Source organism: Candidatus Erwinia haradaeae (assembly GCF_900698965.1).
In the GTDB taxonomy this organism is placed as follows: Bacteria; Pseudomonadota; Gammaproteobacteria; order Enterobacterales; family Enterobacteriaceae; genus Erwinia_E; species Erwinia_E haradaeae_A.
In genome coordinates this window covers 215,991-234,056 of the sequence record NZ_LR217725.1, presented here as the reverse complement: position 1 = coordinate 234,056, position 18,066 = coordinate 215,991, and the positions used below count along the sequence as shown (strand labels likewise).

Genomic DNA, 18,066 nt, shown 5'->3' with positions numbered 1-18,066 from the left:
ATTAGAATCGTTCATCGCTAATCAATTATTAATGGTAGATTCTGTTACGAAGATATGAGGGATTATCACTATATTACGTTAATATTGATAACGCTGAAATGTATATCTCATATACTCAAAATATAGTATCTATAGATATAGAGATATAGATACTTAAGGGTAAAATAACATGTGCGGATGCTCTACAAACAACACTTAAATATGTTATCTCGAGCGCCATTTATTTGCTGGTGTCGATGTGATTCAAAAGCCACCATCTCATAATACATATTATTACATAATCATCTGTTTCATCTTAGTTAATATCAGGCATGTCATAAACTTTTGCAGGATTAATGTTTATAATTAAGAAGGGTTAGAAAATATTATTTAAAGTCTTTGAAGAGTTAGAGGCTAAAGTACATCAGGCTATTGATGCAATGGCATTATTACAAATAGAAATTGAAGCATTAAAAGAAAAATGACACCCTTAGTCATCAAATTCAAGACATGTACAAAAATAACGAGAGATTAGGGTGTAAAAATAAGAAGCTTATAGCAGATCAACAACTCTGGCGGGCTCGCCTAAATCAGAGCCTTGAAAAATACAAAAATTTGATCTCACTTTCCTAAATTAATCAATTTAATAAAATTTTCTTCAATGGAGTAAAATGGTTTGGTATAAATAATGTAGTTTTGCAATTCATACTATAAATTTGTCTTTACTCGGTAATTAGATTGACTAAATAACAGTATAGCCACTTTTGCAAAAACACTAGATTAAGTAAAAGAAATAAGATTAATCTGTTTAATACTATTATTATGTATGTCATCACAACCCCTCTCTTCTAGCTATTATATATATACAGTCTTACCTGCCTAGAATTCTACCTAAAATAATTAATCTAATGCATCTCATGATTCTAGGTTCTCTGTTGTTTCTAACAACATGTACTCTTTTAAAGATCTCTTGCTATTTTCTCGCTACCGATTATATAATATTTTGAGTTTAATTTGTTCATAAATCAATTCTAATATATTAGAAATATATAATACGTCTAGATTAGAAAAACCACAGAATTATATGCTTATTTTTAAAAAAGCTAATTTATAATTAGATATCTAATATTCAGCGCATGTCCAGAGCGCTTGAAAATCTGGTTAACTTTAAATTCTAGCTTCGACCTAAGACGCAAAGGTACTGTTTATAACGTTTGAAGATTGTTATTTACTTTAGCATACACGTTAGTTATTTAATATACAGATATACTTTTGATCTGTATTGACGCTTTGCATAACACGTTTTTCTAAACAAAACACATTCTGCGTAATAGTACAAATGTACAAAAAACATTCTTCTAAAATCAGACGTATACGTATTATTTCCGGTCAATGGCGGGGATATTATATATCAGTGCCTAATCATGTAGGATTGCGCCCTACAACCAATCGGACCAGAGAAACATTGTTTAATTGGATTTCTGCGACTGTTATAGAATCTAAATGTCTTGACTGTTTTTCTGGTAGTGGCGCACTAGGACTGGAAGCGTTATCACGCTACGCTGCTAGTGCAACTTTTTTGGAAATACAAGGCTCAGTTACAAAACAACTAAAGCACACTCTTTTCACACTAAAAATAAAAAATGGACATATTATTCACACAAACACATTGAAATTTCTCTCTCAGAAAGGTGATGGGTATCACCTTGTCTTTGTTGACCCACCTTTTCGTACAGGTCTCGTTGAAAAAACCCTTATGTTATTAGAAACACATGCTTGGTTAAAAGATGAATCTCTAATCTATGTTGAGAGTGAGACAGAGCATGGACGACCAGTAGTGCCGGGAAATTGGTTTTTAGATCGTGAAATCATTTCTGGTCAAGTAGCTTCTCGATTATATTATCGCTTGGATAAATAAGAATATTATATACATTACTAATAAAGGCACTTCACTATTCTTATTCTTATATTAAGACATTTGATCACTCACTGCATCAGTTGTTGTACCCATTTGTTGTGCCCATTTTGAGCTATTTTAGTAGCATGCCTTAACGTTTTCAGCTACTATAACGAATACTTACATCTTGTAAACAATCCAAAGGAAATAACATGATAAATTATTTCAGGCAAGTTATCATGATTACAGCTAATCGCATCAAAAGTAATATTTTAGTAAAGGAATCCTAGAAAGGATGTAAATATCTCAAAATTTCTCCTGGGGTGCCTAGCGGCACCATATTATCTGAATCTGACAATGTATATCAGATGTGATCTCGTATAATTTGTGGTTATCTTATAAATATATAAATCTTAGTAAATACATAATATAGCTGCATACGCAGTTATTGAGTCTTTAGCCATACTCTTGTTACATTTGAAATGTATAATAAGATCTGTGTTATCAATAACAATGACATTGTTATTGAACACGACAGTGTTTACCAGAGAATTAACTCTAACTCTATATAAAATATTATTTACTAGCTATACTCTTTCAATACACATATTTATTGTGTTTTCAAAATAAATCACAGAACACACATCGATTTATCATCTACAGGGATGATAGCATCCTATGCTATGCAGAGTAGATCTCTAGTATTTTCACATAGTTTTTACTATTTGATCACAAGAAAGAGCTTAATAATAACAGCGCGATTAATTGTATCATGCTTATAAAGCATATAGGCTTTGTTAGAAGTACATCAAAACTTATTTTATATATAAGGCAAAGCATCCTTTTTGGATAGACAGCGCGCACTAAATTGAGTGAATAATACACATTCACACACGATACATGACCTGATCATGCTCTGTGTAGCTTATGAGTTATATAAAGATATAATCACTATCTTTATAGTGTTATTATATATATAACGCATGATTCTTTATTGTATGTATTAAAAGCGCAACATTATATCACCAATAAAGACATGCTACTTTAATCTTTTCAACGGGATCTATTATAAATAATGTGAATGTTCAAACGTGATGTATATAAAGCATATAGATTCTATATAACAGCTTTTAAAACACACCACTGTTAGTGGTGTCAGATACGATCGCTAATCTAGTAATCACATTTTACAAGTATATTTAAAAAGTTCCATGGTAATTCCTGCTCACTCTGTGATAAAGGACAACTTGCTGACTAATTATATTTCAATAAAAATTACCTAGAAATGCTTACTAGTAATTATCAAGACCTGTATGTACTATCCTTATACAGCAGATCTTACATATAATAGATAAAGAATCATCCAAAACAGAAATTACACGATCATGTAATAAAACACTACAATACACATTACTAATAATATTTTGTGTCATAGGCATATAGCATTCTAAAAATGCTACTCTCTAGTAATGTGTAAATATTTACCTAAAGGTATCTATACATCTTTAAATTCTAGCACTACACAGTAATACGAAGCGTACTGATGCGATTTTTTATAATTCAGTATATAGATATATAGAATAAAAGAATCTGAGTGATATAGAAAAATCATAAGCATTGCAAGGCAATTATAGTACAGAGATTTCATGTAAATCTATTAAGATGCTTTATATAAAAAACGTGTCTTATGGACCTATCCCAATAAATCGCTATCTGTTCGATAGTGCATTATTACTGTAATCTTTTGGTCCTCATCATTCTGATGTATTCATGATTTAAGTCACCTAACGTAAAAGATACGCGCTAAAATAATGCATAACATACTAGAAAAGTATAACAAGATTAAATAAAAGCCCTATAAACTTGATGCTGTTTAAATCATCAATTGATTAATCTATCTAAAAACTATACTTAGGGCTTTGTTAAAGAGGAAAATTAGTTTTGAAGCTACATTGTATCGCGACTCTTGCACTAGGAGTTTTTTCTCTTATATCTTGCTCTAGTAGTCACTACACAGAAGCACCTGTAAGCATAGTAAATGCCCACATTTCAAAAAAAAATATATCTAATTCGTACCATATTAGACATATAAGTAATGTACGTATGAGTAATATGATAGGTATCGATCCTGTGCATAGGTCATATAAAGGAATAAATCTTCCAACACAAAATAGAAGAAAGGACTTACTTGCACAAAATAACCGCATCTTTGACCGACACTCGTACAGTAACCTTTATAAAGGTAGTTATAAGCACAAGATTTATGTAGTTAAAAAAGGAGATACGCTATTTTACATTTCATGGATTTCTGGAAATAAGATGGATGATCTAGCAAAACGCAATCATATTATTAAACCATATGTTCTTTTAGTCGGCCAAAAACTTCAAGTATCTCATGCCATTTATTCATTACCTGCAGTGCGGAATGTGGTAGATATGAAGAAAACAATACATAAAAACCATTTTGACTGTTTTGTTGTGGATCATACAAAAAATACTACCAAATCTATCTATACAATCACTAGAACACATCCTAAGGTGGTTTACTTAATAAAGAACAATTATCAACTAAAACCAAATCATGAGGCAGCAGAAATAAAAAAACTTATAACTAAACACAAAATAAATCGTATGTTTAATAAAAGCCAGCCTCTGCATATTTGGTGCTGGCCAAGCAATGGTAAAATTATTAATTATTTCTCTGATTCTGAAAGAGGCAATAAAGGAATTGATATTCAGAGTAATTATGGCGCTACTGTAGTGGCTGCAGCGAATGGACGAGTCGTATATACTGGTAATGCATTGCGAGGTTATGGTAATCTAATTATCATTAAGCATCACAATAATTATCTAAGTGCTTATGCGCATAATGCAAGTATCCTTGTACATGAAAATCAAGAAGTTAAGGCAGGTCAAAAAATTTCTACGATGGGAAAAAGCGGCGCTATTTCTGTTAGATTACATTTTGAGATTCGCTATAAAGGGGAATCTGTTAACCCATTACTTTATTTACCAACGTCATAATATACTAGAATATAACCAGATTTTATACTCATTATCAATATAAACTATTATTTTTATATTAGATTCTTCTAATTATCATCGGTAACTGTGAATCACAGATAAGATGTGAATCACAGATAAGATCAAAACCTGAAATATGAAAAGGATGATAGGCATCATACACATGCAGAACGGCATTGTTCCGGTGCGATCCATTAATTATTATATTTTTGCAAATAAATAATAATTAATGCAACTGCCTATGCCTTTTCCTATGTCTAATGTAATAAGCCCAGACATAACATAGTACGATGTTAGTATTTTTACAGACATTAAGGGCTATGCAAAATTACTTGATATAATGTTTCCGCGTATCTGCTACCTTAACCGTTCTTTTTTATAAAAATATATTTTTAAGACTTAAATTTTTATAATTATTGTATTTCCACGCATTCCGAATGTTACGCTGATACCCTAGATACTCTTAAAGATCTTACGATACGTAAGATTAGTTGATATCAATGCATATGAAATATCTCGATACAGTAAACATTGAAGTTATTTAGTCATTAGGCTTATACATCTAAAACCGTGGCAGTCCTATGACGTCTACTATCAGTGTCTATTTGTTTTACTTGTATGACGATCTTTGATGAGGATTGTATGGCAATCTTGTACTAAGAAGATAATATAGATAAATAATAATTCATTTAGAATCATACCCGTATGACTTACTACCTATGATTAATAATAGCTCATATAATGCAATTTTTTTACTAAAAAATATATCTGTTGTGTACTATGATTATATCATAGTATGATAGCACTTAGATACAATATAACATTACATTTTAGTACGCGATCTGATATCGAAGCGAATATTGTTCAGCTTTATAATATATAATATGCAATCCGTGCTATACATATCGCTTTTAGGTATGCATCTCAATCTTCAATCATGGCAAAACTAGTAACTATGTTACTGATATAGTAACACCATTATATGCAATATAAGGTGAAAAATGCTGACAAGATCTATGATAAATTGATTTTTTGTTTTTATTTGAAGCTTCTGATATCAGATTATCAAAAAATAAATAATATGTTTTATACAATCTAACTGTATATTATGACACAATTAATAAAATGCTCAAGCAATATAAAAGCTAAAACAAGATTTTATGCATCGTCATATGTTTGTGGCCAAGCGTAATTATCAAAGCGAGACCACTGGCCATTAAAGGTTAATCTGATAGTCCCAATTGGACCATTACGCTGTTTACCAAAAATAATTTCTGCCACACCTTTTAGGGGGCTATGCTCATGATAAACTTCATCACGATAGATAAACATAATCAAATCAGCATCTTGCTCGATAGCACCAGACTCACGCAAATCAGAGTTAATTGGTCGTTTATCAGCCCGTTGCTCCAAAGAGCGATTAAGCTGAGAAAGTGCTATAACGGGTACTTTCAGTTCTTTTGCTAATGCTTTCAATGAGCGAGAAATCTCAGCAATCTCTAAAGTACGGTTATCAGATAAAGCAGGAACACGCATCAACTGTAAATAGTCAATCATTATTAGGTTTAGTCCACCATGCTCTCGAAAGACGCGACGCGCTCGTGCACGTACTTCTGTAGGGGTCAAACCAGAAGAATCATCAATAAACATATTTTTTTTCTTTAAAAGAATACCCATTGTGCTAGAAATGCGCGACCAATCATCATCATCGAGCTGTCCAGTGCGAATACGAGCCTGATCAACACGTGATAAGGATGCTAGCATTCTTATCATGATTTGTTCGCCTGGCATCTCGAGGCTAAAAATTAATACGGGTTTATCCTGTAGCATAGCTACATTTTCACATAGATTCATCGCAAAGGTGGTTTTGCCCATTGAAGGGCGGGCAGCTACAATGATAAGATCAGACCTCTGCAGACCTGCGGTTTTTTTATTAAGATCCTGATAGCCAGTATCTACTCCAGTGATACCATTATTCGGATTCTGATATAAAGACTCAATACGCGACATGGTGCCTTCAAGGATTTGATCAATACCTCTAGGTCCTGAGTCTTGGTTTGCTCGATGCTCCGCAATTTGAAATATACGTGATTCAGCAAGATCAAGAAGAGCTTCACTACTACGACCCTGTGGGTTATACCCAGAATCAGCGATCTCTTGCGCCACAGCAATCATTTCCCGAACTACTGCACGTTCGTGTACGATATCTGCATACGCGCTAATATTAGCCGTACTTGGTGTATTTTTCGATAATTCTGCTAAGTAGGCAAAACCACCTACCATATTTAATTTGCCTTGTGTCTCCATCGACTCGGAAAGGGTGATTAAATCAATTGGTTTGCCTTGATTTAACAGATCATGCATTGCTAAAAAAATCATCCGATGGGGCCGACTAAAAAAATCCTTAGCAACTACACGTTCTGCAATATGTTCCCAGCGATTATTATCTAGCATTAAGCCACCTAATACTGATTGTTCTGCTTCTATAGAACGCGGCGGTAGCTTTAATCCTTCTATCTGATGATCATATCGTTCATAGTTTATATGGGATTTATTGGTAGTGTTTTTGTCTGTCATAGGTATGTAATATCAGGGATCGCATGGTGAAATAAAAAATGTAATTATTAGCTAAGTAGTATTTACTATCTTCATTGTCCTATCTTACTGCATAGCTACACTCCTACAATCTATATTAACAGTAAGATCAATATTGATATTTATATTACTGTTAATATAACATAGCGCTAATAATTAGGGATACAGTGATGAGAAGACGCGCGATTATTATTTATATGATTAAATGACTAAGACTTAAATAATCCATATCTCTATATATTCATATAAACTCTTAGATTTTGTAAATGCTTTTGATCTATTTAAGTATCTAAACTATCTAAAATATAGCAAGTAGAACAGACTGTATTAAAAGATATAAAATAAAAATAATATAGGCCTAGATACTGCTGATACTAAAAACCACTAATAGTTAGACGCGCTCCTTTTTCAGTTCAGCATACACAGATTATATTTTTAGAAATTACATATTACTTTAATTATTCGTACTCAACCCATCTATAATAGAAATATTATCGGTTGAATATTAAAAATATACAGAATTAGTCGAAAGGTTTAGATGCCTTCTGCACCAAGATTCTCTATTGATTGCTTATCTCATAACGCAGAATAATAAACCATGAACATCCCGTAATTAGTAGGTATCTGAATCACTGCATAATATGACGAATCAGGTCAAGAACTTTACTAGAGTATCCTGTCTCGTTATCATACCAAGAGATTAACTTAAAGAAATTATCATTAAGTGATATACCCGCACGAGCATCAAAAATGGAAGTCATTGTTTCACCATTAAAATCACTAGATACTACCTGATCTGAAGTAAAACCAATAATTCCTCTCATCTCACCTTTCGATGCTGCTTGAATTGTTGAGCATATATCTTCATAAGATGTAGATTTTTTTAAACGAACAGTTAAGTCAACCACGGAAACGTTGGGGGTAGCAACGCGAAATGACATGCCTGTTATCTTACCACAAAGCTCGGGAATGACCTGGCCAACTGCTTTAGCCGCGCCAGTTGCAGAAGGGATGATATTCTGAATTGCACCACGACCACTTCTCCAATCTTTACAAGATACACCATCAACAGTTTTCTGCGTTGCTGTAGTGGCATGAATAGTTGTCATGAGAGCCTCTACAATGCCAAATTTATCGTTAATAACTTTAGCTAATGGAGCAAGACAATTTGTTGTGCAAGATGCATTAGAGATAATATCTTGTCCTTGATAGGAGTGATGATTAACCCCCATAACAAACATCGGAGTTGCATCTTTCGATGGTCCAGTGAGAACAACTTTTTTTGCACCAGCCGTAATATGTGGGCGCGCAGTTTGATCTGTTAAAAAATGACCGGTAGCTTCAATTACAACAGACGCATTTACTGCCGCCCACGGTAAATTACCAGGATTGCTCTCTGTGCTAACAAAAATAGTTTTATTATTAACAACGAGGTTACCTTCAGAGTTAACTTTAATGGCGCCATGAAACCGTCCATGGGTTGAATCATACTGCAACATATAAGCCATATATTCTGCATTTAATAAATCATTGATCGCTACAATTTCGATATCAGATCGAGTTGCAGCAGCACGAAAAATAACTCGACCAATGCGCCCAAAACCATTAATTCCAACTTTAATAGCCATACATATCACCAACGTGTTATTTGTGTTCTTAATTTAGGATTTAGAAATAATACTAATAATCACTAGTGTTATTTCTAAATAACTATTAGTTTTATAAAACATATAATCATATGTTTTAATTATTACATATTAGTAATATCAACATATGCAATCTGCACTTACATGACATAGATGATAGTCATCAAGTCTGTTATTTATATTCAACAACATTAGAAATATAAATCCATCATAAGGCTCATGAATGGTATTATCTCGATCAGTCAAGATATATGATATAGTCACTACCATAGTTGAATTGCTACATAACCACCGCTATCTCCAGGTATTACAGAAGATTTTATTATCAGACAAATTCAGATCCACTCTCTATCTGACATATGAGTGATAAAGTAAATCACCTGGTACATTCCATAAATCAGATACTCAAATACAATGGATAACTTCACATAATTTTATTGCAGCATATTAAACATATCATGCTATCAAAAATTCTTATAAATAGAAAACCCGTATTTTTTGAGCTTAGAAGTTATAAAAATATTGCCATTGCGATCAGTACTAGCGTGATCTAGAGCAATATGCTCATAACAACATGTTGTAGTGATTATATTATTGAAATAATTTGTACCTCTTATGTCTGCTGACAGGTATTGATAAGGTATGTTAGAGGTAAGATCCTAATGTGTATTATGACTTTATCTTATGAAGATGCCATCCTGCATTAATGTTTATTCATTAATATAATGCATGCTTACATCTATAGTATGTAGAAATGGCGAATGCTTTCAATAAAGATCAAATAGCCTTATTCTAAAGCAAGTTAGCATATAAAATATGCTAACTTGCTTTATTCCATTGTTACTGTATTCTCTTACTTTGTATTCAAACGTTATATTGTATTCAAATCTCATGCAGCTCTCATAGATAAGATAGTTAATAATATCAGTGCATGAAAATAACAAAAGATAATTACAAAGTAATACTTAAGTTTTGATGATACATGTTATAGATTCTTAGATAATCTAGCATAAGCACTATTAAGATAGTTCCGTTTTAATGTACTGACTTTTCTTTTGAATCAAATTTTATCATATTATATCATATCATATCACAATATGATACATGCAGTTTTTTAGTTTGTAAAACATATATCTATATATACGGCATTTCAGAAGAATACCGATAATACTTTATATAGTATTATCATACTAACAGTTTGAAATTCTGAGGTGTTTAATATCTTTCGTTTTTACTAGTTTTTTTATTGCAGACTACCGCTCATTTTGAAAACTATATACAACCAAAAATAATATTTCCTGTTATTTTCTAATCGACTTTATACACCTCACCTTAATCACAAAAACCTCTAAAAACTAGACTTTGACATATACATGTATAATTATATTATTGTAATAATATTCTGTAATATTTAGTATGATATGAAACTATTGCAAAGATTGAACACGATAAAATGAGCACAAAATACACCGAGAGACAGGATATACTTCAGTTATATCATATACAGTAGCTTCATATGTATAGATTGTTTCTTCAGACATGATAACCATTCTCTGATCCTATATATTAGAGATATCATCATCTCGCGGAACATAACATTATATTGAAATACATAAACTTACCGAGAGATATTAGGAGCCCAATACAAATTAATGCTCTTATTTTATTACCATGGATTAAATAATCGTATAACATATGATAACATAGACGCAATAATAGATAGACAAAGTCTAATAATAGATAGAAAAAGTCTAATATACTTTTACGTAACAAAATTACTTCTCAGGCAATTATAATTGAGATTATCTATCCTGATGGGATTCTCATAACACTTGCAGGCAATATTGTTCAAATTACATGATAAAACAATTATTTAACACTACTTAAAACTATTCATGCATACCTTCACTAACCACTGAGGCAGTCTCTCAAACCTACTAGATACTCTAACTGATAGGCCCACAACCTATATCTGCGCTATTACGATCAATAGAACAATGATATTTTATTGATCTGATGCGTCAGGTTCTATAAGTGTAATTTTTGTTACTGGCGCATACGAGTAACTTGTATAACGACCAAGATCTATCGCAGAATTAACCTGAGGAGTCATGTCCTTCTGATTTTGGACTAGAACAAAATCATTAGCAATGCCTTTTTTCTGAACTATCGGGGTGACCAGTTGACTACTAACAGATACATAATGAATGGTATTCTTTATAGAATTTTTTGTTTCAATCGCCGGTATACTGTTAGCATGAGAACTCATGCCAGGTTGAGAAAGCAAAGTCAAGCTGTTGTTGGCGCTTTCTGATACATTTTTAGCTTCTGCGTTTGCTGACGTAGCATGAGACGCCTTGCCCTCGAATGCTAGTTGATTTTTCTTATGTATTTCTGCCATGGGACTAGAGGGTATATTGCGATGACTGGATTCGAAATTTTTCACTGATATCGTTGAGTTGTCAATCCAAATCTTACCAAATGCAAGCTCAGGTGATGCCATGGCGTGCATTAAAGGCATGGGTGAATATTGTCCATCACACTCATCAGAATGACGACGGCGACGATGACCACCGAAACGCGAATGGCGCGTCGACCGACGTGGCCGGCGCACAACGGTATAACCACTTTTAGTTTCATGTGCAGATAAATCTAATGTAGCATTACTAGGCTCTAAGATAGGAGGTATTATAGATAAGTGAGATTCTTGTGATTGACTCATGACATCTATAACCCCACCAGGACTTTCGGTATCTTGTTGTACTGTTTTTAGTTCTGACAAGACATTACGACTCAATTCCATTGATGCGCACTGAGTCTGTTTTTCTATCTTATTAGTCACTGACACACTCGGTGCAGCACGTTGCTCAGATCGGTCTAACAGATCGTGTTCCAACTGCTTAAAATCTGAGCGACGACGATAACGAGACTGTCGTGATTGAATCTGTCTCTTGGTCTCAGATTCTTCTGAAGAGATTTGCTTACTATGATTAGATATCTGCTGAGTATGGCGACGATTGCGATGATTGCTGCGACTATCACGAATATCACGTTCATTGCGATCGGCACTATAGGTACGATCATCACACTGACGGTTATCATGATCGATATTCTTATTAACATGATCAACGAGATCATGATGCTTACGAGGGTCCTGTTGAGAAACAACACCGAGCGAAGATGTTTTGATAATGCTTTCAGAAATGACAGCACACTCTGATGGTTTACTTATTGTCTCTGTTGAGAAGAATAATTTTTTACATTCTTTTATAAGACGACTAACTAAGCTAGGTTGTCTGATGACGGTATACCCAGATGTTTCTACAGATACATTAGATTCTTTTCTGGAACGATCCATTCTATGCGATCCTAGTGAGGACCCTGGAATGACAACGGTAGTTATAGCTGGTCTTTCTGGACGTTTTCGCTCAACTTGCGTAGAATCCATAAGAACCCCCATCTCATCTTCATGCAGTTTTGACAGATGATAGCTTAAAGTTTGTGTTTCTTCTCCGCTACGTACGCGCGATACTGAATAGTGAGGGGTCTGCATATTATCACTTGGAACGATAATCGCACGCACACCACCAGGGCGCTTTTCAATAGCACTTACAGCATCACGTTTCTCATTTAGTAAATATGAAGCAACCTGCACTGGCACAATAGCGTGCACTTCTTTTGTATTTTCTTTTAGCACCTCTTCTTCTATTAATCGCAAAATAGATAATGACAATGACTCATTATCACGGATCGTGCCTGTACCGCTACAGCGAGGACATACATGATGACTAGACTCACCGAGTGATGAACTCAGGCGCTGACGTGACATTTCTAATAACCCAAAACGTGAAATATGGCTGATTTGAATACGAGCACGATCTTGGCGAACCTCTTCACGCAGGCGATGCTCTACAGCCCTTTGGTGGCGTATTGGCCCCATATCAATAAAATCAATGACAATTAATCCACCTAAATCACGTAGCCGTAGCTGACGAGCAATCTCATTGGCTGCTTCTAGATTTGTGTTAAATGCTGTCTCTTCAATATCAATACCTCGAGTCGCACGAGCAGAATTGATGTCTATAGCAGTAAGAGCTTCCGTGCTATCAATAACAATTGAACCACCGGATGGTAAACGAACTTCACGCTGAAAAGCTGATTCAATCTGTGACTCAATTTGATAATGACTAAATAATGGAATTTCTCCTGTATATAATTTAATTTTGCTAGTAAAATCTGGACGACCAAGCGCCGCAATATGCTGACGAGCTAACTCCAATACCTGAGGATTATCTATTAAAATTTCACCGATATCTTGTCGTAAATAATCACGGAAAGCACGTACAATGACATTGCTCTCCTGATGAATAAGAAAAGGTGCTGGCCGGCTACTTGCTATCTTCTTAATTTCCTCCCAATGTTTGATACGAAAACCTAAGTCCCATTGTAATGCTTCAACAGATTTACCAACCCCAGCAGTACGTGCAATTAAACCCATGCCATCCGGAAGCTTCAATAAAGATAAAGTAGCCTTAAGCTCAGTTCTGTCATCACCTTCAATACGTCGAGAAATACCACCAGCGCGGGGGTTGTTAGGCATTAATACTAAATATGTTCCGGCTAAGCTAATAAATGTAGTTAGGGCGGCTCCTTTATTACCGCGTTCTTCTTTATCAATTTGTACAATAACTTCCTGTCCTTCACGCAAAACATCTTTAATATTTGGGCGACCACGAATATTATCATTTTCTAAAAAATATTCACAGGAAATCTCCTTGAGAGATAAAAAACCATGTCTCTCCGCTCCGTAATCAACAAATGCAGCTTCCAAGCTAGGCTCAACACGAGTTATCTTGCCTTTGTAGATATTAGCCTTTTTCTGTTCGTACCCTATCGTCTCAATATCTAAGTCATATAGACACTGTCCATCGACAAGTGCAACGCGCCACTCTTCTTGCTGCGTGGCGTTTATCAGCATTCTTTTCATCATAACTTACTCATTATTATTGCATGATTAATAAAGCAACAGATAGAATTTCACTTAAAATAAGGATACAAATAACCCAATTTTACTTAGCTATCAATCTGATGGATATCGCCAACGGAGGGTAAGTAATATTTAGTGGTCTTTGACAGATGCATTAGTAAACCTTAGACGCAAGCGCGCGACTAACTTGACTAATCTTAAATCTATCATCTATCTGTAACTCTTGTATCATCTATCTGCAATCCCTGAATTCATCAATAGCCCGCACTGCCTGCAGGACCCTCATGCCTGATAAATACCATGCTTCGTATAAGGCATTCGTGAAGTTGTGTAATCAATACTAATTGTTCGTATTTAGCATGGACTCTATATGGATATATCAATCTTATATTTTACTTAGGTAGTATCTTGCTATAGGTAGTATCATGCTACATATAACTCTATATTAATATTTTATTATTGAAGTCACTTGAATATTCACGTAATTTGCTTACCAATATCAAAGCAAGCAATAAAAAGGTAATTTTGATTGACCTAAATAGGGTATTTTTAAAATTTTTGAAGATTGTTAGGTCAATCTATAACTAAACACGCTAAACCTCAACCTATGTTTTTCAACATCATATATCTGTTTCTACTGGACATGAGAATTAGAAAAATATAGCGCAAGTAACCTTCTAAAAGCCTAAAGAAATCTGTATATTCAACACTGCAACACTGCAACACTTCAATACTACTAGCATCATATAACAGCATTATGCTTGCCTTAGATGTTATCTAAATGCAATCAGGTTCCTATTATATCGATTTTCCATATAATTTATATAATTTTGATATGATTGTATATGTATGTATAATATTTTGTATATTACTAGAATCTAGTAAGGAATCACACCTCAGATCTGAGATTATCTTGATACTCGTCTAGCTCATTTGGATACAATCTAAAATTTTAAGATCAATATATGACATAAAATTGTATTCTAATTATAAACTGATATTTATCTATCAATAGTATTGCATACTGATATTGTATATGTATGGGGTCTATATACTATCTGTGGTATTAGTACAAAGTTCTGTGTAGTATCATTACAGATAAGGGGTTACGCGAATTAAGGGGTTTAAATTTTATGTACGAATACACGCAAGAGGGTGTGAATTTAAAAAGAAAAGCGCATACGCTAAAATAAAGTCACCATATAATTTCTGCAAATCTGATAAATATATTGAGGTATTTAGGATACTCAGAATGTTACGTAGGATACTTAAGAACCCCTGAGGTTGCTATTTCAAGTAACGTGTATTATTTACTACAGAACTACAGAGTCAACTACAGAACTGTAGAGTCAGATGATAATCTGATATATATCATTTATTTATATGTATACTGAAATATAATTCAATAATAACATGTGCATTCTGAAATGTAATGTAATAATAAGAATATAACCTATTTACAAAAAAATTTTGCAAAGTTTATGCAATTTCATACAAATATTAACGATGTTAATGATTACGCTGTGTCATTTCATGGTGCCTGATCAAATCTTATCCTATGCTTGACTGAGGAGTACAGTTAGGATATTAACTATAATATGCTTTTCTCAAGGCAGAAAATCTCTGCAGAGAAACTGTAATCGTTAATCAAGAATTGTATTTTTTAAATAGAGAATAGATTTATTACTATCTATGCAAGATGATGTACATATCACTAGTGCTATTAGTATATATGTCACTATTTGTGATAATTTATCTATGGTATAATGCTTAGTCTATATAATGTTGTGTTAGCCAACAGTAAAATTGTACACCATTTAACAAAATACTTAGCACATAATATAATTAGAAAAATAATTCGACTAAATTCTGATTTCACTTTTGATCTCGCTACCGATCATACCGATCATAGGTACGTCTATAGACACTGACTTATTCAAAAATAGTCACAACAAGATACATCTTCCTTTCTGCTTATCTTAAATAAATAAAAGAACGATATCATATCGTATCATAATATAATATATATAATTATAGCATTGGAGTTAAAGTAAAAAATCTTCTAGCTTTTTATTGTGTCCGTCTATAGCCATTCTTATGACTCCTGGAGTTCTGCCTTGCCCAGTCCATGTTTTATGTTCTCCATGCTTATCGACATAGCAATATTTTGCAGGACGCGATAGCCGTTTAGCCTGGGCGGTCGACTTTATTTTAACTGATGTTGTCAGTAATTCATTAGGATCGATACCGTCAGTTATAAGCATATCACGATACTTCTGCAGTTTACGGTAACGTGCTTCTACTGCCGCCTGAGCCTGACTTTCTTCTGTACGACGCTCATTAACTACAGTCTCAAATTTAACGAGCATCTCTTCTAGAATGTCTAAAGTACATTCTCTTGCTTGAGCACGTAATGTGCGAATATTATTCAGAATTTTAAGGGCCGCACTCATAAGTTGAATTCTCTAAATTATATTTATTGGGCTAGTTCTGCATAATAATAATTATGCTTATCAAGAACTGCAATAGTTAATTTCTTAATTATATTATTATCTCAATAGCAATGAAGGATAAAGTATTCGATAAAGTATTCTATAATCTATAAATAGAGATAATTAAAATATTATTTTATAATATAAACAGGGTATGCCAACCTAGTTGTTTAGATCTAGTTCTAAAAGCAAAAACACTTGATATCTAATTTGGGGTGATGAGCTACAATCTGAAAAGATCAGGATCCATCTTATGATTTTAATCACATCTATTATCTATTAGCGCAACAGTCAATATCCTATCTTAAATTTAGATTGCTAGAAACACTTCTTGATTGTAGAAATTTGATTGTAGCAATACTCTATTTTGGTACTATCTTGGATTATTTATTAATTATTTTAAATAATATGATTTATTAAAAAAAATAACAATAAATACTTAAATACTAAAATGAACAAATATTTTATATGTTGTTGTAGAAAGATTCTCTTTTTAGGTAGTTCTGATAGTTATCAGATAATATTATTTAGTTCTTAGATTATAAGTTCTTAGAATATATGATTCTTCTCATATCAGTAACTAGAGTTATTAAAGGATATATTTTTTGACATTCTACACTAAACCCTGCTAAAGGGATAACTAGTCTATGATATTTCTCGGAATTATTTAAATCTTCAATAAATTATATATTAAAAAATATTGATCTGAAAACTATATAGATTCGTTGTATATCACTAATAATCCATAGTTGTATATCACTAATAATTTATATTGTATACTATCAGAATACAGGTCATCGGAACTACAGGTCATGATTCAAGCGTTATACCCCATCAATCCATCAATAGTTTCTGTATATTAAACAACCCGCATTCTATCCGGCCAACAGTGCCTAAATTAAGACATATGCATGATGTATCGGTATAATCAACATTATTACATTAGTTATAATAACACCTAGTGCAATGAGTTATTAATAAAACCTAGTACAATTAGTTATAATAACACCTAGTATAATTTATAATTAACTCAACTAATGCAGACTTAACACCATATGTGCATAATGAATATTAATACACACTAACTAAAAGGAATACCTATAGTCTTTATGCTTTTTAGATTACCAAATAATATACAAATTATACCCTATACTTGCCTATATTCATACTACAATACTAATTCAATCATGAACTGATGAGATCATCACTCAAATAGAGATTACAATACGCATTGTAGCATTGGAAAATCTTTTGTTTTTGAAAATACAGCGAATTCTGATATAAATTTTAAGGTTATCTCAAAACCTCTATCAACACTATACTGTACACTTTAATCAAGAATAAAAGTGACACACATACATGCTAGTGTAAATTACAGATATAGGTCAACAAACCTAATGTTCACCTCTCTTTAACATACTGAGTGAGTTTTGATTCAATGGCTGA

7 protein-coding genes are annotated in these 18,066 nt (G+C 33.1%); 3 read left to right on the top strand and 4 right to left on the bottom strand.

What is annotated here, in order from left to right; all coding sequences use genetic code 11:
- Nucleotides 1–362: 362 nt before the first annotated feature.
- The 3 genes from zapB to nlpD all read left to right on the top strand — a co-directional run bounded on the left by zapB (nt 363) and on the right by nlpD (nt 4,900).
- Nucleotides 363–464, top strand: a complete 102-nt coding sequence (gene zapB, locus CIPSTX3056_RS03475) for a cell division protein ZapB (RefSeq protein ID WP_414835985.1) — start codon at nt 363–365, stop codon at nt 462–464.
- A gap of 854 nt (nt 465–1,318) precedes the next feature.
- Nucleotides 1,319–1,897, top strand: a complete 579-nt coding sequence (rsmD, locus tag CIPSTX3056_RS00695) for a 16S rRNA (guanine(966)-N(2))-methyltransferase RsmD (RefSeq protein ID WP_072666055.1) — start codon at nt 1,319–1,321, stop codon at nt 1,895–1,897.
- 1,920 nt (nt 1,898–3,817) lie between these two features.
- Nucleotides 3,818–4,900 (top strand): murein hydrolase activator NlpD, encoded by a 1,083-nt coding sequence (gene nlpD, locus CIPSTX3056_RS00690; RefSeq protein WP_157992340.1) that lies wholly within the window; start codon nt 3,818–3,820, stop codon nt 4,898–4,900.
- A 1,158-nt stretch (nt 4,901–6,058) separates the two neighbouring features.
- Here nlpD and dnaB read toward each other — a convergent pair.
- The 4 genes from dnaB to hns all read right to left on the bottom strand — a co-directional run bounded on the left by dnaB (nt 6,059) and on the right by hns (nt 16,581).
- The gene (dnaB, locus tag CIPSTX3056_RS00685; protein ID WP_072666053.1) at nt 6,059–7,477 is read right to left on the bottom strand and encodes a replicative DNA helicase; all 1,419 of its coding nucleotides are present in this window, start codon (nt 7,475–7,477) and stop codon (nt 6,059–6,061) included.
- A gap of 647 nt (nt 7,478–8,124) precedes the next feature.
- A complete protein-coding gene (gap, locus tag CIPSTX3056_RS00680) occupies nt 8,125–9,123 on the bottom strand; it encodes a type I glyceraldehyde-3-phosphate dehydrogenase (RefSeq protein WP_072666052.1) in 999 nt (332 codons plus the stop codon).
- 2,023 nt (nt 9,124–11,146) lie between these two features.
- Entirely contained in the window at nt 11,147–14,128 is a 2,982-nt protein-coding gene (gene rne / locus CIPSTX3056_RS00675; protein WP_072666051.1) for a ribonuclease E, read from the bottom strand.
- 2,045 nt (nt 14,129–16,173) lie between these two features.
- A complete protein-coding gene (hns, locus tag CIPSTX3056_RS00670) occupies nt 16,174–16,581 on the bottom strand; it encodes a histone-like nucleoid-structuring protein H-NS (protein WP_072666050.1) in 408 nt (135 codons plus the stop codon).
- Between the last annotated feature and the right edge of the window lie 1,485 nt (nt 16,582–18,066).

What these genes read in the sequence shown, in the direction of transcription:
- gap (WP_072666052.1), bottom strand. Translation starts at nt 9,123, where the DNA reads ATGGCTATTAAAGTTGGAATTAATGGTTTTGGGCGCATTGGTCGAGTT.
- rsmD (WP_072666055.1), top strand. Translation starts at nt 1,319, where the DNA reads ATGTACAAAAAACATTCTTCTAAAATCAGACGTATACGTATTATTTCC.
- hns (WP_072666050.1), bottom strand. Translation starts at nt 16,581, where the DNA reads ATGAGTGCGGCCCTTAAAATTCTGAATAATATTCGCACATTACGTGCT.
- dnaB (WP_072666053.1), bottom strand. Translation starts at nt 7,477, where the DNA reads ATGACAGACAAAAACACTACCAATAAATCCCATATAAACTATGAACGA.
- rne (WP_072666051.1), bottom strand. Translation starts at nt 14,128, where the DNA reads ATGAAAAGAATGCTGATAAACGCCACGCAGCAAGAAGAGTGGCGCGTT.